Source organism: Delftia acidovorans NBRC 14950 (assembly GCF_001598795.1).
Classification (GTDB): Bacteria; Pseudomonadota; Gammaproteobacteria; order Burkholderiales; family Burkholderiaceae_C; genus Comamonas; species Comamonas acidovorans.
In genome coordinates this window covers 59144-75220 of record NZ_BCZP01000007.1, presented here as the reverse complement: position 1 = coordinate 75220, position 16077 = coordinate 59144, and the positions used below count along the sequence as shown (strand labels likewise).

Here is a 16077-nt window from a genome sequence, read left to right as displayed (position 1 = left end):
CACAACGATCCTGGAGGGCAACATGGGCTTGCTGGACAGCTATGGCATGGACACCATCACTCTGAATGGCTCGCTGGAGGCCAAGCTCGACGCCATCCGGCGCGCGGGCTTCACCCAGGTCATGCTCAGTGCGCGCGACCTGGCCGGCCACCCCGGCGGCGTCAAGGCAGCTGCGGCGGCCGTGCGCGCCAGCGGCCTGCGGCCCACGGGCTTTCAGGTGCTGCGCGACTTCGAGGGCCTGTCCGACCACCTGCACCACTACAAGGTGGACATCGCCAAATCCATGCTGGAGATGTGCGCCGAGATCGGCAGCCCCGTGCTGCTGGCCTGCTCGTCCACCTCGCGCCATGCCACGGGCGACCTCGACGTGATTGCGCGCGACCTGCGCAAGCTGGCCATGCTGGGCATTCCGCTGGGCGTGAAGATCGCCTACGAGGGCCTGTCCTGGGGCCGCTCCGTCAATGAGTTCACCACCAGCTGGGACGTGGTCTGCCGTGCCGACACGTCCAATCTGGGCATCGGGCTGGACTCCTTCCACATCCTGGCTGCCAAGACACCGCTGGACGCGCTGGAGCTGATCGACCGCGACAAGATCTTCCTGGTGCAACTGTCCGACTTCATGTGGCACGACGCCCCCACCTTCGAGGAACGCATGGCCACGGCGCGCACCTTCCGGGTGTTCCCGGGCGAGGGCGTGCACAGCGAGCGCCTGGCCGACCTGGTGCTGCGCCTGGACCGCCTGGGCTACCGGGGCGACTACAGCTTCGAGGTCTTCAACGACGACTACCAGCAACTGCCGCTGGACACCGTGGCCGAGCGCGCGCGCCGCAGCGCCCTGTGGCTCAACGACGACGTGCTGCACCGGCCCGTGCCGCTGCCGCCCTGGGCGCGCACGGGCGTGAGGGGCACGTCGGTTTGACGGCAAAATGGGCCTTCGACATTGCAAGGGAGCGCTGGCCGCTCCCTTGCTTCTTTTCCCTGTGAGAAAACCATGACCAACCTGTCCACACGCCACCTGGGTCCCTTCTCCGTCAGCGCCGTCGGCCTGGGCTGCATGAACCTCAGCCACGCCTATGGCCATCCGCCGTCGCCCGAGCAGGGCAAGGCCGTGCTGCATGCGGCGCTGGACGCCGGTGTCACCCTGTTCGACACGGCGGCGCTGTATGGCTTCGGTGCCAACGAATCCCTGGTCGGCCCCGTGCTCAAGTCCCACCGCAACCACATCACCCTGGCCAGCAAATGCGGCATGGCCGGCGTGCGCGGCGACGACGGCGTGGTGCGCCGCGTGATCGATGGCCACCCCAAGACCCTGCGCCGCAATTGCGAAGACAGCCTGCAGCGCCTGGGCACCGATGTCATCGACCTCTACTACCTGCACCGTTGGGACCGCCGCGTGCCCATCGAGGAATCGGTGGGCGAGATGTCGCGCCTGGTGGAAGAGGGCAAGGTGCGCGCCCTGGGCCTGTCCGAGATCGGCGCCGACGCGCTGCGCCGCGCCCATGCCACCTTCCCCATCGCCGCGCTGCAAAGCGAGTATTCGCTGTGGTCGCGCAATGCCGAGCTGGGCACGCTGCAGGCCTGCAAGGAACTGGGCATTGCCTACGTGGCCTTCAGCCCGCTGGGCCGCGCCTTCCTCACGGGCAAGCTCCAGGAGGTCGAGGGCCTGGTCAAGGGCGATATCCGCGCCGCCATGCCGCGCTTCGCGCCCGAGGCCTATGCGAAGAACCTGCAGCTGCTCGCGCCCATGCAGTCGATCGCCGAGCGCGCCGACTGCACGCTGGCCGAGCTGGCCATCGCCTGGGTGCTGCACCAGGGCGAGCATGTGATTGCCCTGCCGGGCACCACCAGCGTGGACCACCTGCACGAAGACCTGCGCGGCGGCGCTGTGCGCCTGGACGCTGCCCTGCTGGCCGAACTGGACGACCTCTTCAAGCCCGAGCGCATTCAGGGCGACCGCTATGCCGTGGCCTCGCAACGCGAGGTGGATACGGAAAAGTACGCGTTCGAGACGGTCTGAACACGCCGCAGGCCGCTCATGGCATGGATGCGGCCAGGTCGAATGGCGTCGTGGGCGTGCCCTGGTGGAAGCGCATCTGCCAGCCCAGGGCCGTGCGCAGCCAGACCGAGGAGCGCAGCGTATGCCGGCCGGCCGTTCCATCCTCGGCCACGCTGGCCGAGCGGTAGGTCAGCAGTGCGCTGTCCGGTCCCAGGCGCGCCAGCGCAAAGCCGCCTGACACCAACCGGGCAGGGGCCCCTGCTGGCAAGGCGGCCGCCAGGCCGTCCACGGTGGCAGCCCGGTCATGCACGCCGCCCGATCGGCCGAATTCCAGGAAGTCCTCATGCAGCAGCGCCTGCAGCTGGCCTGCGTCCGATCGCACCTGCGGATCGTGCAGTCGCACTTCCAGTGCCTGCAGATGCTGCAGCAGACGGTCGTCGCCGCCATGCATGTCCAGGTCAGGAAGTTGCGCCATGGCCATGTTGTTCACCATCAGATCAGATCCCGCATGGCCTGCGCCGTCTCGCGCAGCATGGGCAGCACGCGCGCCACGGCGTCCTTGCCGGTTTCGCGGCCCATGGGCATGGTGATGTTGAGGGCGCCGGCCAGCGCGCCGTGGCGGTCGCGCAGCGGCACGGCAATGCCGCGCGAGTCCAGGTTCAGCTGCTGCTCGCACAGGGCCCAGTCCTGGGTGCGGATCAAGGCCAGCTCGCGGCGCATTTCGGCGGGGCAGGTGATGGTGTGCGAGGTGAAGACCGTCAGCGCGCGGTTGTCCAGCCAGTGCTCCAGCTCGGCGTCGCTGCGCATGGACAGCATCAGCATGCCGGCCGCCGTGACCTGGGCCGGCACGCGTGCGCCCAGCACGTAGCCGGTGTTCATGTTGCGGTTGGGGCCGTTGCGCGCGATGTAGACCACCTCGTCGTCGTCCAGCACCGCCAGGTAGGCGGTTTCATGGGTGCCGGCCGCCACGCGCTGCAGAAACGGCTGGACGATGCGCGGCAGCCGCGCCGACTCCAGGTACGACTGCCCCAGCCGCAGCACGCGCGGCGTGAGCCAGAACAGCTTGCCGTCCCCCGCCACGTAGCCCATGTGCTGCAGCGTCAGCAGATAGCGCCGCGCGGCGGTGCGCGTCATGCCCGTGCGCTGGCCGGCCTCGGCGGCCGTCATGCGCGGGTGGGCGTCGTCAAAGGCTTCGATGATCGATACGCCGCGTTCCAGTCCGGCAATCCAGTCGCGCTGGGCGAGGGTGGAAGGTGTTGTCATGGCGAGCTTGAGTTTTCCGTATTAACCCTGGGTGCGTGCGATTATCGAACCGCGCGGTGCGATCAGCGCACATGCCCCTGGAAATTGGCTTGGGCAGATTCATAGGCGGGAACTACATTTTTTACATCCCGCTGGCCTGGCCGCAAGCATCCATCACTTGCCGCAGCGGGGATCTTTTGCCTGGAGGAGACAACACATGAGCGCAACACCGGTACATACGCAGTCAACGCAGCACCAACCCAGGAAGGCCGCCACCAGCGGCTGGATAGGCTCGGCCCTGGAGTACTACGATTTCTTCATCTACGCCACGGCTGCGGCGCTGATCTTTCCGCAGATCTTCTTTCCGCAGGGTGATCCGGCGATTGCCATCATCGCCTCGCTGGCCACCTATGGCGTGGGCTATGTGGCACGGCCCATCGGCGCCTTCGTGCTGGGCCACCTGGGCGATACGCACGGGCGCAAGCAGGTGCTGGTGTGGTGCATGTTCCTGATGGGCTTTTCCACCATCGCCGTGGGGCTGCTGCCCACCTATGACCAGGTCGGCCTGTGGGCACCGGCGCTGCTGGTGCTGATGCGGCTGATCCAGGGCTTTGCCGTGGCCGGCGAGATCTCGGGCGCCAGCTCCATGATCCTGGAGCATGCCCCGTTCGGGCGTCGCGGCTTTTTCGCCAGCTTCACGCTGCAGGGCGTGCAGGCCGGCCAGATCCTGGCAGCGGCCGTGTTCCTGCCGCTGGCGCACTACATGCCCACCGAGCAGTTCAACAGCTGGGGCTGGCGCATTCCCTTCATCCTGAGCTTCGTCGTCATCATCGCGGGCTGGATCATCCGCCGCGAGGTCAACGAGACCCCGGCCTTCACGGCAGCAGGCCGCAGCGAGGCGCGTCCGCGTTCGCCCGTGGTCGAGGCCTTCCGCCACCATTCGCCCGACATGCTGCGCGTGGTCTGCATGGCGCTGATGAACGTGATCCCCGTGGTGGCCACCATCTTCGGTGCCGCCTACGCGGTGCAGCCCGCCTACGGCATCGGCTTCGCCAAGGACATGTACCTGTGGATTCCCGTGGTGGGCAACATCGTCGCGGTGCTGGTGATCCCCCTGGTGGGCAACCTGTCCGACCGCATCGGCCGGCGCCCGCCCATCATCTTCGGCGCGCTGCTGTCCGGGCTGCTGGCCATCGGCTACCTCTACGCCATCAGCACGCGCAACATGCCGCTGGCCTTCGCCATGTCCATCCTGATGTGGGGCGTGGTCTACCAGGGCTACAACGCGGTGTTCCCCAGCTTCTACCCCGAGCTGTTCCCGACCCGCACACGCGTCTCGGCCATGGCCATCTCGCAGAACGTGGGCACGGCCATCACCGCCATGCTGCCTGCGCTGTTCACGGCCGTGGCGCCTCCGGGTTCCCAGAACATCTGGCTGACGGTGGGGCTGATCGCCTTCGGCATCACCGTGGTCGCAGCGCTGGCCGCCTGGAGTGCCCGCGAGACCTACCGCGTGCGCATGGAGGATCTGGGCGAGGCCGGTGCGCAGCCTGTGGACGCCGCCGAGTACGAGCGCCTGCGCACCCAGGCACTGTCCCAGTCCGGCCGCTGAATTTCACACGCCACATTCCGCCAACCCAAGCATCCGAAAGCCCAGGGAATGATTTCCGGAAAAACCACCCTCATCGCACACATCGGCGATCCCACCGAGACCTTCAAGTCGCCCATGATCTACAACCCATGGTTCGATGGCCGGGGCATAGACGCCTGCGTCGTGCCCATGGGCGTGAAGGCGGCGCATTTCGCGCCGGACTTCGCGGCCATCATGCGTTTCACCAACCTGCGCGGCGCGCTGATCACCATGCCGCACAAGGTGTCCGTGGTGGACCTGGTGCACGAGGTCACGCCCGCCGTGCACATTGCAGGCGCCTGCAATGCCGTGCTGCGGCGCGAGGACGGCACGCTGCTGGGCGACCAGTTCGACGGCGCGGGCTTTGTGCGCGGCGTGCTGCGCAAGGGCCGGCAGCTGCAGGGCGCGCGGGTGCTGATTTCCGGGGCGGGTGGCGTGGGGTCGGCGATTGCCGCCTCGCTGGCGGCAGCCGGCGTGGGCGAGCTGATGCTGTTCGACACGCGGGCCGAGAGCGCGCAGGCCCTGGCAGGGCGGCTCGCTGCCTACTACCCGAGGATGAAGGTGGGCACGGGCTCCAGGGACCCGCAGGGCTTTGACGTGGTCGTCAACGCCACGCCGCTGGGCATGAAGGCCGATGACCCGCTGCCTTTCGATGTACAGCGCATTGCGCCCACCACCTTTGTGGGCGAGGTGGTGATGAAGTCCGAGTTCACACCCCTGCTGCGCGCCGTGCGCGACAAGGGCTGCGACTTCCAGGTGGGCACGGACATGCTGTTCGAGATGATTCCCGCCTACCTCGAATTCTTCGGCTTCGGCAGCGCCACGCCCGACGAGCTGCGCGCCACCGCCCACATCTCCTACTGATCCAGCCGACAGACAACCGGCCCTGAATGCGTCCAGGGCAGGGCGCAGCCACGCCCGAAAAAGCATTTTTCACAGAGAAGGAGACAAGACCATGCAACAGCAAATGCACCAGACACCGCGAGTGCCGCAGCGCGGGGCCCTTCGCATCCTGGCCCTGACCACCGTGCTGGGCGCCTGGGGAGCGGGCGCCCACGCCCAGTCCTCGGTCACCATCTACGGCAGCGTGGACCAGTACATCAACCACATGCGCAGCAGCTCGGGCGCATCCATGACCACGCTGGAGGACGGTGCCCTGCTGCGCAGCCGCCTGGGCTTTCGCGGTCAGGAAGACCTGGGTGGTGGCCTGTACGCGAAGTTCCAGCTGGAGATGGGCATCAACGCCGACAACGGCACGCAGGCCGACAGCACGCGCGGCTTCGACCGCCAAAGCTGGGTGGGCCTGGGCGGCGGCTGGGGCGAGGTGCGGCTGGGCCGGCAGAACACCGTGATCTTCGGGCGCGGCGACTACATCGACTTCACCTCGCGCACGTTGGGATCGATGGTCAACAACTTCGGCGTGCCCTCGCGCTTCGACAACGACATCTCCTACACCTCGCCGCGCATGGCCGGCTTCCTGTTCGAGGCCCACTACGCTATGGCCGAGACCGGTGCTCCAGCGCGCCAGGCCATCTACCAGCTGGGCCTGGACTACCTGAACGGCCCCTACCGCGTCGGCTATGCAGGCCTGTATGCGCGTGCGCCGCAGAACGCGGCCTATACCGACGCAGTCCGCTACGACAACCTCTACGCCAACTACGACTACGGCAAGGGCAAGGTCCAGCTGGCCTTTGTGCGGTCCAACAACAGCACGGCGGGCTCGGCGGGCAACAACACGGGCACGGTGCTGGGCAATGTGGGCGGGCTGGTGGCGGGCACGAATGCCGATGTGCGCCGCTTCTACCGCGTCTGGCAGCTGTCGGCCGACTACCGCGTGACGCCGCAGCTGCGCGTGGGCGCGCTGTGGGGCCGCATACAGGATGGCTCGGACAGCGGGCGCGGCGCATCGGGCGGCGCGGTCGCGGCCTACTACGACCTGTCCAAGCGCACCATGCTCTACGCGGTGGCCGAGCAGTTGAAGAACGACCGCAATGCGGGCTTCCGGCTGGCGGCATCGGGCGGCATGAAGCCCAACTTCACATCGGCTGACGACGTCAACGGCCGCACCATCAAGGGCGTGCAGCTGGGCGTGCTGCACCGCTTCTGAGGGGGCATGCCATGGCACAGCTGCACCCGCTTCGCATTGCCGTGGCCGGCGCCGGCGCGATCGGCCAGGCCCATATCGCCGCCATCGGGGCCCAGGCGGATTGCCGCCTGTCCGCCATCGTGGACCCGGCTCCCGCAGCCCGGGAGCTTGCCCAAAGGGCCGGAGTGCCGCTGTGGCGCGACCTGGGCGAGCTGATCGCCCATGACCGGCCCGACGCCGTGGTGCTGGCCACGCCCAACCGCCTGCATGCCCCGCAGGCGGCGCAGTGCATGCATGCGCGCCTGCCCATACTGCTGGAAAAGCCCGTCACCTCCACCGTGGCCGAGGCACAGCGCCTGGCCGCGCTGGCCGAGCGCAGCGGCGCCCGCGTGCTGGTGGGCCACCACCGCGCCCACAGCCCGATCATGGCGCGGGCCGCAGCCCTTATTGCCCAGGGGCGGCTGGGCCGCCTGGTGGCCGTGACCGGCGCGGCCCTGTTCTACAAGCCGGACGCCTATTTCGAGGAAGGCCCCTGGCGCCGCGAGGCCGGTGGCGGCCCCATCCTGCTCAACATGATCCACGAGGTCCACAACCTGCGCATGCTGTGCGGCGACATCGTGGCCGTGCAGGCCTTCGCCTCGCATGCCACGCGCGGTTTTGCCGTGGAAGACACGGTGGCCATCAACCTGCGCTTTGCCAGCGGTGCGCTGGGCAGCTTTGTGCTTTCGGACACGGCCGCCAGCGCGCGCAGCTGGGAGCAGACCTCGCAGGAGAACAAGGCCTATGCCAGCTATGAGGACGAAGACTGCTACCTGGTGGCGGGCACCTTCGGCTCGCTGGCCATACCGAGCATGCGGCTGAAGACCTATGCATCGGCCGGCCAGCGCTCCTGGAATGAGCCCTTCGACCTGGATGTGGCCGCCGTGGAGCGCGAAGACCCGCTGGTGCGCCAGATGGCGCATTTCGCGCAGGTGGCGCGCGGCCTGGCACAACCGCTGGTCAGCGTGCGCGACGGCCTGCGCAACCTGCAGATCACCGAGGCCATTGCAGAAGCTGCCCGCATGGGCACCGCCATCGACACCACGGCGTGACCCGGACACCACCGGCGCGCCATCCTCCATCCATGACATCAAGCCACGGAGCCTCCATGAAAAAGATCCTGATGCTGCACGGCATCAACCACAACATGTTCGGCCAGCGCGACCCTGCCCAATACGGCACGGTCACGCTGGCCGAGATCGACGCCTCGCTGCGCAGCCTGGGCAGCCAGCTGGGCTGCGAGGTGGACAGCTTCCAGACCAATTGCGAAGGCGCCATGTGCGATCGCATCCACCAGGGCTTTCGGGACGGCGTCGATGGCGTGCTCATCAACGCCGGCGCCTGGACGCACTACAGCTACGGCATCCGCGACGCGCTGGCCATGCTCACCGTGCCCGTGGTGGAGATCCACATGAGCAACATCCATGCGCGCGAGCCCTTTCGCCACCACTCGGTGTTTGCCGACATCGCCCGGGGCCAGATCTGCGGCTTCGGCGCGGACAGCTATCTGCTGGGCCTGCGGGCCGTGCTGTCCGCCGTCGCATAGGATGCATGGCGCGCAACTGGCCATGTATCGTCCTTCGAACTCCCTCGCTCGACGCGCTGCATGCAGTGACCAGGCTTCATTGAGATGAACTTCGCCGACCCCGGCCCGCGCCGCTCCGTTTCCTTCCTCCTGCTGCTGCCGCTGCTGCTGGCCGCGCAGCCGGTCGCCACCGATGGCTATCTGCCGGCGTTGCCCGAGATCGCGCGCGACCTGGGCTCGGCCAGCAGCAGCCTGACCGTGTTCATGCTGGCCTTCGGTGTCGCCCAGCTGGTGTGCGGGCCGCTGGCCGACCGCTTCGGGCGCCGGCCCGTGCTGCTGACGGGTTTGGCCTGCTACACGGCAGCGGCGGGCGGCTGTGCGCTGGCGGGCAGCGCGGACGCACTGGTGGCCTGGCGCGCCGTGCAGGGCGCGGCCATGGCGGCCATCCTGGTGTGCGCACGGGCTGCGGTGCGCGATCTGTATCCGGCCCATGAAGGGCCGCGCATCATGGCCCGCGGCCTGATGGGCCTGGGGCTGGTGGCCCTGGTGGCGCCGATTGCCGGTGCATGGGGAGTCCAGGCCACCGGCTGGCGCTGGGTGCTGGTGGCGATGGGCGTCTACTCGCTGGCTTTGCTGGCACTGTGCTGGCGCACTTTCAGCGAGACGCGGCAAGCGCCGGCGGAGTCTGCCCCGGTCCTCGCATCCGTACCCGTACCCGTATCCGTATCCGCTGGCGGTGTGCGCCAGGTGATCGCCGACCCCGGCTTTTGCGCCTGGACGGCGCTGGCCGCAGCCACCTACGGCGGCATCTTCTGCTTTTTGCTGCTGTCGCCGATGGTGTACGTCGACCTGTTCGGCCTGTCGCCCGTGCTCTACGGCTGGATTCCAGCGGGCGGCTCGCTGGTCTACATCCTGGGCATCACATGGTGCCGGCGCCTGCTGTCGCGCCACGGGCCGGTGCGCACGGTGCAACTGGGCGCTTCGCTCAGTCTGCTGGGGCCGTGCATCCAGATCGCCGGCTGCGTGCTGGCGCCGACCTCGCCCGTTCCACTGCTGCTGGGGCACGCGGTGTATGCACTGGGCCATGGCCTGCACCAGCCTTGCGGCCAGGCGGGCGCGGTGGGTGGTCTGCCGCCGCAGCTGGCCGGGCGGGCCGTGTCGTGTTCGGGCTTCGCGATCATGTGCGTGGCCTTCTGCGCCGGCCAGCTGGCGGCGCAATTTGTCGATCCGACGATGCGCCACGGTGCCTGGCCGATGGTGTTGCCCATGGCGCTGGCAGGCGTTGTGCTGGTCCTCATCGCCTTTGTCTGGCTGCCGTGGCTGTACCGGGTGCGGTCAGCGCAAAGGGTTCAGCCCCGGTCATGACACTGTTCATGCATCCGCGCGGTATTCCCCCCGATGCTTCATGAACCGGTGGTAGGACATGCGCAGGTGCAGCTGCATCACCTGGCGTGCCAGCTCCCCATCCCTGGCACGTATGGCGATCACCAGGTCGCAGTGGTGGTGCAGGCTTTGCACCAGCTCTTCGGGCGTGTAGATGTAGAACGACCGCTTGATGATCGGCATGTCGATCATCGTCGCCAGCATGGTCTTGAGGCGCGGCGAGCCCGATGCCTCGATCAGCGCGTGGTGAAAATCCCGGTTGGCTGACTGCACCTCGCCAATGCCGTCGTGGCCAGCGGCAATGCCGGCCTCCATGCGCTGGTTGCTGGCCTCCAGCTCATCGGCCAGCCCCTCGCCGCCGCGTGTGGCCGCGAGGAACGAGGCGTACGGCTCCAGCAGCATGCGCAGCTGGAAGGTCTCCTCCACATCCCAGTCGCTCCACTCCGACACGCGGATACCCTGGCCCGCGCCATCGGTGGCCAGGCCATCTTCCACCAGACGGTGCAGCGCATTGCGCACCGGCGTCCGGCTCAGTCCCAGGTCGCGGGCAATGGGCTCTTCCTTGAGCTGTTCGCCGGGTCGGTAGTGGCCGCCGATGAGCCGCTGCCGCAGAACCTCGTACGCCTTGTCTTTCACGTTTTGCACTGTGTTTGCACCAGGTGGGTGGGGATGGTGCGCCGATTCTAGGTGACGACGAAGGGGCTCGCTGCGCTGCGCTTCATTCAGAAAAATACAAAGAAAGTACAAATATCCGCAGTTCTACGGGAAATCTCTATGAGTGGATCGGGGTTGCACTCCATAGACTGCGCTCAATGTTTTAAATTTGTACTTTTATGAAGTTCGCAATACTGGGTGGTGGAATGGTCGGCGCCTGCTACATGCAGGCCTTTTTGGAGCAGGGGCACAGCGTGGTGGGCCTGTGCGACCTGCGGCCCAACGCTGCGGTGGCCGACGCCGTGCAGGCCGCTGGTGCGCAGGTGCATACCGCGCCCGGTGCCTGGCTGGCCGAGGCCGACGTGGTGGTGAGCGCCGTGTTCGGCACCGTGGCGCGCAGCCTGTTCGAGGCCTGCCTGCCCCATCTGCGCGATCTGCGCGATCTGGCCGATGGCGTGGTCTATGTGGACATGACCACGGCCGACCCGCAGGAGATGCGCGAATGCGGCGAGCTGGCCCGGCGCGTCGCCCAGGGCAGGGCGGTGCACTTCGTGGACGTGGCCATCACCGGCGCGGTCAACCTGGGCGGCAGAAAGACGCCGCTGCTCGTGGCCGGTGGCAAGGCCGGTTTTGTACAGGAATTGTTCTTGCCCCTTGGCGGCTCCGTTCGCGTGGTGGGCGGACAGCCGGGCGATGCCGCCGCGCTCAAGCTCCTGCGCAGCATCTACACCAAGGGGACCGAGGCGCTGGCCGTGGAGTGCCTGGTGACGGCCCAGCAGATGGGCCTGCGCGAGCAGCTGCATGCCGTGCTGCAGGACATCGACGAGACACCGCTGCGCACGCTGATGGAGTCCATGGTGCGCACGCACATCCCGCATTCCGCACGCCGCCGCAACGAGGTGGCCGAGGCCCGGCAGCAGATGGCCCGCAACGGCCTGGCACCCATCGCCTTGCCCGCCGTCGAGGCGCTGTTTGCCGCCACGGCCCGCGCGCATGCGGCGCAGCCGTTCACCGGCACCTCCACCGACGAGGCCATCGATTGGCTGGGCAGCCACGTGCTCGCCAGCCGCCCCTGATCAACGTACCCCTGCGCCAACCGACACCACCAAAGGAGACATCCGCAATGACGACCCCGACCCGACGCCGCCTGGCCCTCGCCGGCCTGCTGGCACTGACCGCTGCCGCCATGGCCCCGGCCCATGCCCATGCCCAGGGCACCTATCCGCAGCGGCCCATCAGGTTCATCGTGCCCTTTCCGGCCGGTGGCGGCACCGACAACCTCACGCGGCTGGTGGGCACCAAGCTCACCGAGGCCCATGGGTGGGCCATCGTGGTGGAGAACAAGCCCGGGGCCGGTGGCAACCTGGCTCTGGACCAGGTGGCCAAGGCCCCCGCCGACGGCCTGACCCTGGTGATGGCGCAGACCGACAACGTGGTGCTCAACCCGCTGCTGTACTCCAAGCTCACCTACAACCCCGACAAGGACCTGCGCGCCGTGGCCCTGGTCGCAGCCGGCCCGGCCGTGCTCGTGGTGAATGCCGATTCGCCGTACAAGTCCCTGGACGACATCGTCCAGGCGGCGAAGAAGGACCCCGGGCGCCTGAGCTTTGCCACGCCGGGCACCGGCACCATTTCGCACCTCATCAGCGAGGCCTGGCAGAAAAGCTCGAATGTGAAGTTCACCCACGTGCCGTTTCGCGGCATGGCGCAGGCCATGCCCGACCTGCTGGGCGGGCGCATCGACATGTATATGGGCTCCGTCCCCACGCTGCTGTCGCACATCCAGTCGGGCAAGGTGCGCGCCATTGGCGTGACCACCGCGAGCCGCTCCAAGCTGCTGCCCGACGTGCCGACCTACACCGAATCCGGCATCAAGGGCGTGGAGCTGGCCAGCGTGTGGGGCGTGATGGCCCCGGCCGGCACCTCCGACGCCATCGTCAAGCAGCTCAACGAAGCCATCAACAAGGTGGTGAACGCACCCGACACGGCCAGGAAGATCGCCGACTCGGGCGCCGAACTCATCACCGGCACACCGCAGGACATGGCCAGGCTCTACGCCAGCGACCGCGCCCGCCTGGCACCCATCGTCAAGAGCTCTGGCACCACGCTGGATTGAGCAGCACGGCTTTCATTCCATCCACTCTGAGTACCACACCATGATCGGTCTTCAAATTCTGAAGCGGCAACGCGCTGTCAGCCTTGATATTGCCAGGCGCTATCTCGACGTGCCTGTTGCCAACGTCAGCGATTGCATGGCCCGCATGACGGCTGGCGGCGCGCGGCTGCGCCCCATGCACGGCGGCGGGCGCATGGCCGGCCCCGCGTTGACCATCAAGACCCGCCCGGGCGACAACCTCATGCTCCACAAGGCACTTCAACTGGCCAGCCCAGGTGACGTGATCGTGGTGGATGCGGGCGGCGACCTCACCAACGCACTCATCGGAGAAATCATGGTGGGAGACGCCATGCGTCGCCAGCTGGGCGGCATCGTGATCAATGGCGCGATCCGGGACGCGGCATGGATTCGTGCTGGCAGCTTCCCGGTATTCGCCGCGGGCGTCACGCACCGCGGACCCTACAAGGACGGCCCGGGCGAGATCAATGTGCCTATCGCCATCGATGGCATGGTTATCGAGCCCGGTGACCTCATGATTGGCGATGACGATGGCTTGCTGTGCGTACCGCATGCGCAGGCGCAGGCCTTGCTGGATGCAGCACTCGGGAAGCAGGTCGTTGAGGCCAGGATGGTGGCCGACATCGCTGCCGGTACTTACAGCGCGCCATGGATCGACGAGACGCTCAAGCGTCTGGGGTGTCCGATTCAGCCGTAGCGCGGGCGCGGACCCATCCAGCACCCATCACCCGTCCGCCTCAGGCCTCGGCCAGCGCCTTCAGATGGCTTTCAAGGCCGCCCGTGCCGCTGGCCGCGTTCACATGGTCGAAGTAGCCGTACCAGCCGCTGGCCTTGATGCCCGCCAGCAGGGCATCGCGCGCGGCGGTATCGGGAAAGCGCCAGATGCCCAGGAAGCGGTGGGGGCTGGCCTGGTCCAGGCCGCGGTCGGTCTCGGCCAGGGCCAGCACCTGCACGCCCATGGCAGCCAGCCCGCCCATGGCGCTGGCAACCCCTTCCAGAAACTGCTGGCGCTGCGCGGCGGGCAGGGCCAGCCAGGCGGGGTTGGGGGAATAGAGCTCGACCAGATAGTGGGACATGGTGTTTCCTGGGGTTGAGGCGCTGTGCGCCAGGTGTGGTGTCAGCATATTGTATGGTGGCTAACCATATATTTTCCTGATGAAACACCTTGTAGGGAAATGCTGCCACCGCCGTCCTGGCGACCGGTCGGCCCTACACTGGCGCATGCACGAATTCAGGGTGATGGTTGTCGGGGGATATGGCTTTTTCGGCAGCCGGCTGGTGCGCCGGCTGGCACGGCAGAAGGCGCTGCACATCGTGGTGGTGGGCCGCTCGGGCGCCAAGGCACAGGCCTTGGTCGATGCGCTTTTGCCCGATGCCCATGCCGGGCTGTCCGCCGTGGCGGTGGACGCCATGGACCCGGGGCTGCAGGCCCGGCTCCAGGAGCATGGCATCCATCTCCTCATTCATACCTCAGGCCCTTTCCAGGGGCAGGACCATCGCGTGGCACAGGCCTGCGCCCATGCGGGCGTGCACTACGTGGACCTGGCCGATGGCCGCGACTTCGTCGGCGGCATCACCGCCCTGCAAGCCGCTGCGCTGGCCCGGGGCGTGCTGCTGACCAGCGGGGCCAGTTCCGTCCCCGCACTGTCCACGGCGGTGGCCGATCGGCTGGCAGGCGGCATGGCCTGCGTGGATTCCATCGACATAGGCATCAGCCCCGGCAACCGCACGGAGCGCGGCCTGTCCACGGTGGCCGGCATCCTGAGCTACTGCGGCAAGCGCCTCGCGTCCGCTGGCCCGCAGCCGGTGTTCGGCTGGTCGGGCAGCTGGCGCCACCGCTATCCCGAGCCTGTGGGGGCGCGGCTGCTGTCGCCCTGCGATGTGCCTGATCTGGTACTGCTGGCACCCCGGTATGCGGGCAAGCCTGGCGTGCGTTTTGGCGCGGGGCTGGAGTTGGCATTTCTGCACAGGGGCATGAATGCCATGGCCTGGCTGGCGCGCCTGGGCCTGGTGCGCGACTGGTCGGTGCACGCCGCGTGGCTCAAGCGCGCTGCGGACTGCTTCAAGGACTGGGGCAGCGATGCGGGTGCCATGCATGTGTGCGTGCGTGGGCGGGACGCACAGGGCTTCGTGCAGGAGCGCGTCTGGGTGCTGGTCGCCGGGTCGGGCGACGGCCCCTATGTGCCCACGCTTGCCGCCTCGGCCCTGGCGCGGAAGCTGGCGGCAGGCCAACTGCCCGCCGTGGGCGCCATGCCCTGCATGGGCCTGCTGACCCTGGAGGATTTCGAGCAGGAGGCCCGTGGCCTGGACATCCGCATGAGGGAGATCCATCCATGAGCCGGAGGCTGTCCATGTACGAGCAGGCCATGGGCGAGCGCTTTGCCCGGCTGGACCCCGCCGTGCAGGCCTTCCACCGCCTGACGGGCCGCCATGAGCTCCATGGCTGGGTCCGCACCCAGGCGCCGCAGTCCCTGGCGGCCCGGCTGCTGGCGCTGTGTCTGGGCACGCCGCTGCGCGCCAGCGAGGGGCCCATCCGCTTCGCGCTGCATGCCCAGCCCCAGCGTGAGGTCTGGACCCGCCACTTTCCCGCGCAGACCATGCGTTCCAGCCTGCGCATGCAGGACGGGCAGATCATCGAATCCTTGGGCGCAGCGCGGCTGAGCTTCGGGTTGGAGGCCGATGGCAATCGGCTGGTGATGCGCCTGCGCAAGTTGCGCTTTCTGGGCATGGCCTGCCCGGCCTGGCTGGAGCCGCGCATCGTGGCCGAGGAGCGCGGCGAGGGGGATCGCCTGCATTTCCACATCGAGGCAGCCGTGCCCTGGGTGGGCGTGGTCGCCAGCTACAGCGGGCATCTGCAATTGCCCACGGTGCGGCAAGACACTTCAGTGCCCAAGGAGGGTGAATCATGATTGTGGTGTTCGATGGCCAATGCCTGCTGTGCAATGGCTGGGTGCAGTTTCTGCTGAGGCACGACAGGCGCGGCAGGTTCCGCTTTGCCTCCATCCAGGGCGAGGCCGGCGGCAGGATGCTGGCCGATGCAGGCCTGCGGGTCGAAGGTCTGCAGACGCTGCTGCTGGTGGATGGGGACCGTTCCTGGCAGCACACGGACGCCATCCTGCGCGTGCTCCATGGCCTGGGCTGGCCCTGGCGGCTGGCATGGGCGGCGTGGCTGATTCCCCGCCCCCTGCGCGATGGGCTGTACCGCTGGCTGGCCCGCAACCGCTACCGCTGGTTTGGCCGCAGCGCGCAGTGCATGGTGCCCGATCCGCAGGTGGCCGCGCGCTTTCTGGACTGAGCGGCTGCGGCCCGCCTGCACGCAGACGTCCACCAATCATTTCTGCTTTGCATATGCGGCAGGCGTGTTTGCGCCAAGCGGAGTCGGCCCTTA

The 16077-nt window shown here is 67.9% G+C and carries 18 protein-coding genes; 14 read left to right on the top strand and 4 right to left on the bottom strand.

Annotated elements, in window-relative coordinates; translation table 11 throughout:
- Positions 1-22 precede the first annotated feature (22 nt).
- On the top strand, positions 23-919 hold the full coding sequence (locus DA1_RS10825) for a sugar phosphate isomerase/epimerase family protein (RefSeq protein WP_034395678.1): 897 nt from the start codon (positions 23-25) through the stop codon (positions 917-919).
- Between the two features lie 72 nt (positions 920-991).
- Positions 992-2017 carry an aldo/keto reductase gene (locus DA1_RS10820; RefSeq protein WP_012206243.1) on the top strand — a complete coding sequence of 342 codons (1026 nt, stop codon included), beginning with the start codon at positions 992-994 and terminating at the stop codon, positions 2015-2017.
- Between the two features lie 16 nt (positions 2018-2033).
- Here DA1_RS10820 and DA1_RS10815 read toward each other — a convergent pair whose 3' ends face one another.
- On the bottom strand, positions 2034-2471 hold the full coding sequence (locus tag DA1_RS10815; protein WP_230590913.1) for a nuclear transport factor 2 family protein: 438 nt from the start codon (positions 2469-2471) through the stop codon (positions 2034-2036).
- A 17-nt stretch (positions 2472-2488) separates the two neighbouring features.
- Positions 2489-3259 (bottom strand): IclR family transcriptional regulator domain-containing protein, encoded by a 771-nt coding sequence (locus DA1_RS10810; protein WP_012206241.1) that lies wholly within the window; start codon positions 3257-3259, stop codon positions 2489-2491.
- A 196-nt stretch (positions 3260-3455) separates the two neighbouring features.
- On the opposite strand from DA1_RS10810, the gene DA1_RS10805 reads away from it, so the two are divergent.
- The 6 genes from DA1_RS10805 (at position 3456) to DA1_RS10780 (ending at position 9883) form a co-directional block, all read left to right on the top strand.
- Complete coding sequence (locus DA1_RS10805) at positions 3456-4850, top strand: MFS transporter (RefSeq protein WP_034395684.1); 1395 nt, start codon at positions 3456-3458, stop codon at positions 4848-4850.
- Positions 4851-4898: 48 nt separating this feature from the next.
- Positions 4899-5732 (top strand): shikimate dehydrogenase family protein, encoded by an 834-nt coding sequence (locus DA1_RS10800; RefSeq protein WP_034395687.1) that lies wholly within the window; start codon positions 4899-4901, stop codon positions 5730-5732.
- A gap of 91 nt (positions 5733-5823) precedes the next feature.
- Positions 5824-6975 (top strand): porin, encoded by a 1152-nt coding sequence (locus DA1_RS10795; RefSeq protein ID WP_016451443.1) that lies wholly within the window; start codon positions 5824-5826, stop codon positions 6973-6975.
- Between the two features lie 11 nt (positions 6976-6986).
- Positions 6987-8045, top strand: coding sequence for a Gfo/Idh/MocA family protein (locus DA1_RS10790; protein ID WP_034395690.1), 1059 nt, complete (start codon positions 6987-6989; stop codon positions 8043-8045).
- Between the two features lie 56 nt (positions 8046-8101).
- Positions 8102-8539 carry a type II 3-dehydroquinate dehydratase gene (gene aroQ / locus DA1_RS10785; protein ID WP_016451445.1) on the top strand — a complete coding sequence of 146 codons (438 nt, stop codon included), beginning with the start codon at positions 8102-8104 and terminating at the stop codon, positions 8537-8539.
- An 84-nt stretch (positions 8540-8623) separates the two neighbouring features.
- Positions 8624-9883: an MFS transporter gene (locus tag DA1_RS10780; protein ID WP_034395693.1), complete on the top strand. Its 1260-nt coding sequence runs from the start codon at positions 8624-8626 to the stop codon at positions 9881-9883.
- Positions 9884-9889: 6 nt separating this feature from the next.
- On the opposite strand, the gene DA1_RS10775 is transcribed toward DA1_RS10780, so the two are convergent.
- Positions 9890-10546: a GntR family transcriptional regulator gene (locus DA1_RS10775; protein WP_012206234.1), complete on the bottom strand. Its 657-nt coding sequence runs from the start codon at positions 10544-10546 to the stop codon at positions 9890-9892.
- 188 nt (positions 10547-10734) lie between these two features.
- On the opposite strand from DA1_RS10775, the gene DA1_RS10770 reads away from it, so the two are divergent.
- From DA1_RS10770 to DA1_RS10760, 3 genes are read left to right on the top strand one after another with little or no spacing between them, the layout of a single operon-like run.
- Positions 10735-11631 (top strand): NAD(P)-dependent oxidoreductase, encoded by an 897-nt coding sequence (locus tag DA1_RS10770; protein WP_080736942.1) that lies wholly within the window; start codon positions 10735-10737, stop codon positions 11629-11631.
- A gap of 47 nt (positions 11632-11678) precedes the next feature.
- Positions 11679-12671: a Bug family tripartite tricarboxylate transporter substrate binding protein gene (locus tag DA1_RS10765; protein WP_034395700.1), complete on the top strand. Its 993-nt coding sequence runs from the start codon at positions 11679-11681 to the stop codon at positions 12669-12671.
- Between the two features lie 40 nt (positions 12672-12711).
- The gene (locus DA1_RS10760; RefSeq protein WP_034395703.1) at positions 12712-13386 is read left to right on the top strand and encodes an RraA family protein; all 675 of its coding nucleotides are present in this window, start codon (positions 12712-12714) and stop codon (positions 13384-13386) included.
- A 40-nt stretch (positions 13387-13426) separates the two neighbouring features.
- Here the strand turns inward: DA1_RS10760 and DA1_RS10755 are convergent, their stop codons facing one another.
- Positions 13427-13765: a DUF6616 family protein gene (locus DA1_RS10755; RefSeq protein ID WP_034395706.1), complete on the bottom strand. Its 339-nt coding sequence runs from the start codon at positions 13763-13765 to the stop codon at positions 13427-13429.
- 145 nt (positions 13766-13910) lie between these two features.
- Between DA1_RS10755 and DA1_RS10750 the strand changes: the two genes are divergently transcribed.
- Genes DA1_RS10750 through DA1_RS10740 form a run of 3 tightly spaced genes read left to right on the top strand, consistent with a single transcriptional unit; the run spans position 13911 to position 15984 of the window.
- Positions 13911-15026 carry a saccharopine dehydrogenase family protein gene (locus tag DA1_RS10750; protein WP_034395709.1) on the top strand — a complete coding sequence of 372 codons (1116 nt, stop codon included), beginning with the start codon at positions 13911-13913 and terminating at the stop codon, positions 15024-15026.
- On the top strand, positions 15023-15598 hold the full coding sequence (locus tag DA1_RS10745) for a DUF4166 domain-containing protein (protein ID WP_034395712.1): 576 nt from the start codon (positions 15023-15025) through the stop codon (positions 15596-15598). The genes DA1_RS10750 and DA1_RS10745 overlap by 4 nt, the downstream gene beginning before the upstream one ends.
- On the top strand, positions 15595-15984 hold the full coding sequence (locus DA1_RS10740) for a thiol-disulfide oxidoreductase DCC family protein (protein WP_013801838.1): 390 nt from the start codon (positions 15595-15597) through the stop codon (positions 15982-15984). Before DA1_RS10745 ends, DA1_RS10740 begins: the two co-directional genes overlap by 4 nt.
- Positions 15985-16077: the final 93 nt, after the last annotated feature.

Excerpts from the sequence above, each read along its gene's own strand:
- DA1_RS10825 (WP_034395678.1), top strand. The coding sequence starts at position 23 with ATGGGCTTGCTGGACAGCTATGGCATGGACACCATCACTCTGAATGGC.
- DA1_RS10820 (WP_012206243.1), top strand. The coding sequence starts at position 992 with ATGACCAACCTGTCCACACGCCACCTGGGTCCCTTCTCCGTCAGCGCC.
- DA1_RS10815 (WP_230590913.1), bottom strand. The coding sequence starts at position 2,471 with ATGGCGCAACTTCCTGACCTGGACATGCATGGCGGCGACGACCGTCTG.
- DA1_RS10810 (WP_012206241.1), bottom strand. The coding sequence starts at position 3,259 with ATGACAACACCTTCCACCCTCGCCCAGCGCGACTGGATTGCCGGACTG.
- DA1_RS10805 (WP_034395684.1), top strand. The coding sequence starts at position 3,456 with ATGAGCGCAACACCGGTACATACGCAGTCAACGCAGCACCAACCCAGG.
- DA1_RS10800 (WP_034395687.1), top strand. The coding sequence starts at position 4,899 with ATGATTTCCGGAAAAACCACCCTCATCGCACACATCGGCGATCCCACC.
- DA1_RS10795 (WP_016451443.1), top strand. The coding sequence starts at position 5,824 with ATGCAACAGCAAATGCACCAGACACCGCGAGTGCCGCAGCGCGGGGCC.
- DA1_RS10790 (WP_034395690.1), top strand. The coding sequence starts at position 6,987 with ATGGCACAGCTGCACCCGCTTCGCATTGCCGTGGCCGGCGCCGGCGCG.
- aroQ (WP_016451445.1), top strand. The coding sequence starts at position 8,102 with ATGAAAAAGATCCTGATGCTGCACGGCATCAACCACAACATGTTCGGC.
- DA1_RS10780 (WP_034395693.1), top strand. The coding sequence starts at position 8,624 with ATGAACTTCGCCGACCCCGGCCCGCGCCGCTCCGTTTCCTTCCTCCTG.
- DA1_RS10770 (WP_080736942.1), top strand. The coding sequence starts at position 10,735 with ATGAAGTTCGCAATACTGGGTGGTGGAATGGTCGGCGCCTGCTACATG.
- DA1_RS10765 (WP_034395700.1), top strand. The coding sequence starts at position 11,679 with ATGACGACCCCGACCCGACGCCGCCTGGCCCTCGCCGGCCTGCTGGCA.
- DA1_RS10760 (WP_034395703.1), top strand. The coding sequence starts at position 12,712 with ATGATCGGTCTTCAAATTCTGAAGCGGCAACGCGCTGTCAGCCTTGAT.
- DA1_RS10755 (WP_034395706.1), bottom strand. The coding sequence starts at position 13,765 with ATGTCCCACTATCTGGTCGAGCTCTATTCCCCCAACCCCGCCTGGCTG.
- DA1_RS10750 (WP_034395709.1), top strand. The coding sequence starts at position 13,911 with ATGCACGAATTCAGGGTGATGGTTGTCGGGGGATATGGCTTTTTCGGC.
- DA1_RS10745 (WP_034395712.1), top strand. The coding sequence starts at position 15,023 with ATGAGCCGGAGGCTGTCCATGTACGAGCAGGCCATGGGCGAGCGCTTT.
- DA1_RS10740 (WP_013801838.1), top strand. The coding sequence starts at position 15,595 with ATGATTGTGGTGTTCGATGGCCAATGCCTGCTGTGCAATGGCTGGGTG.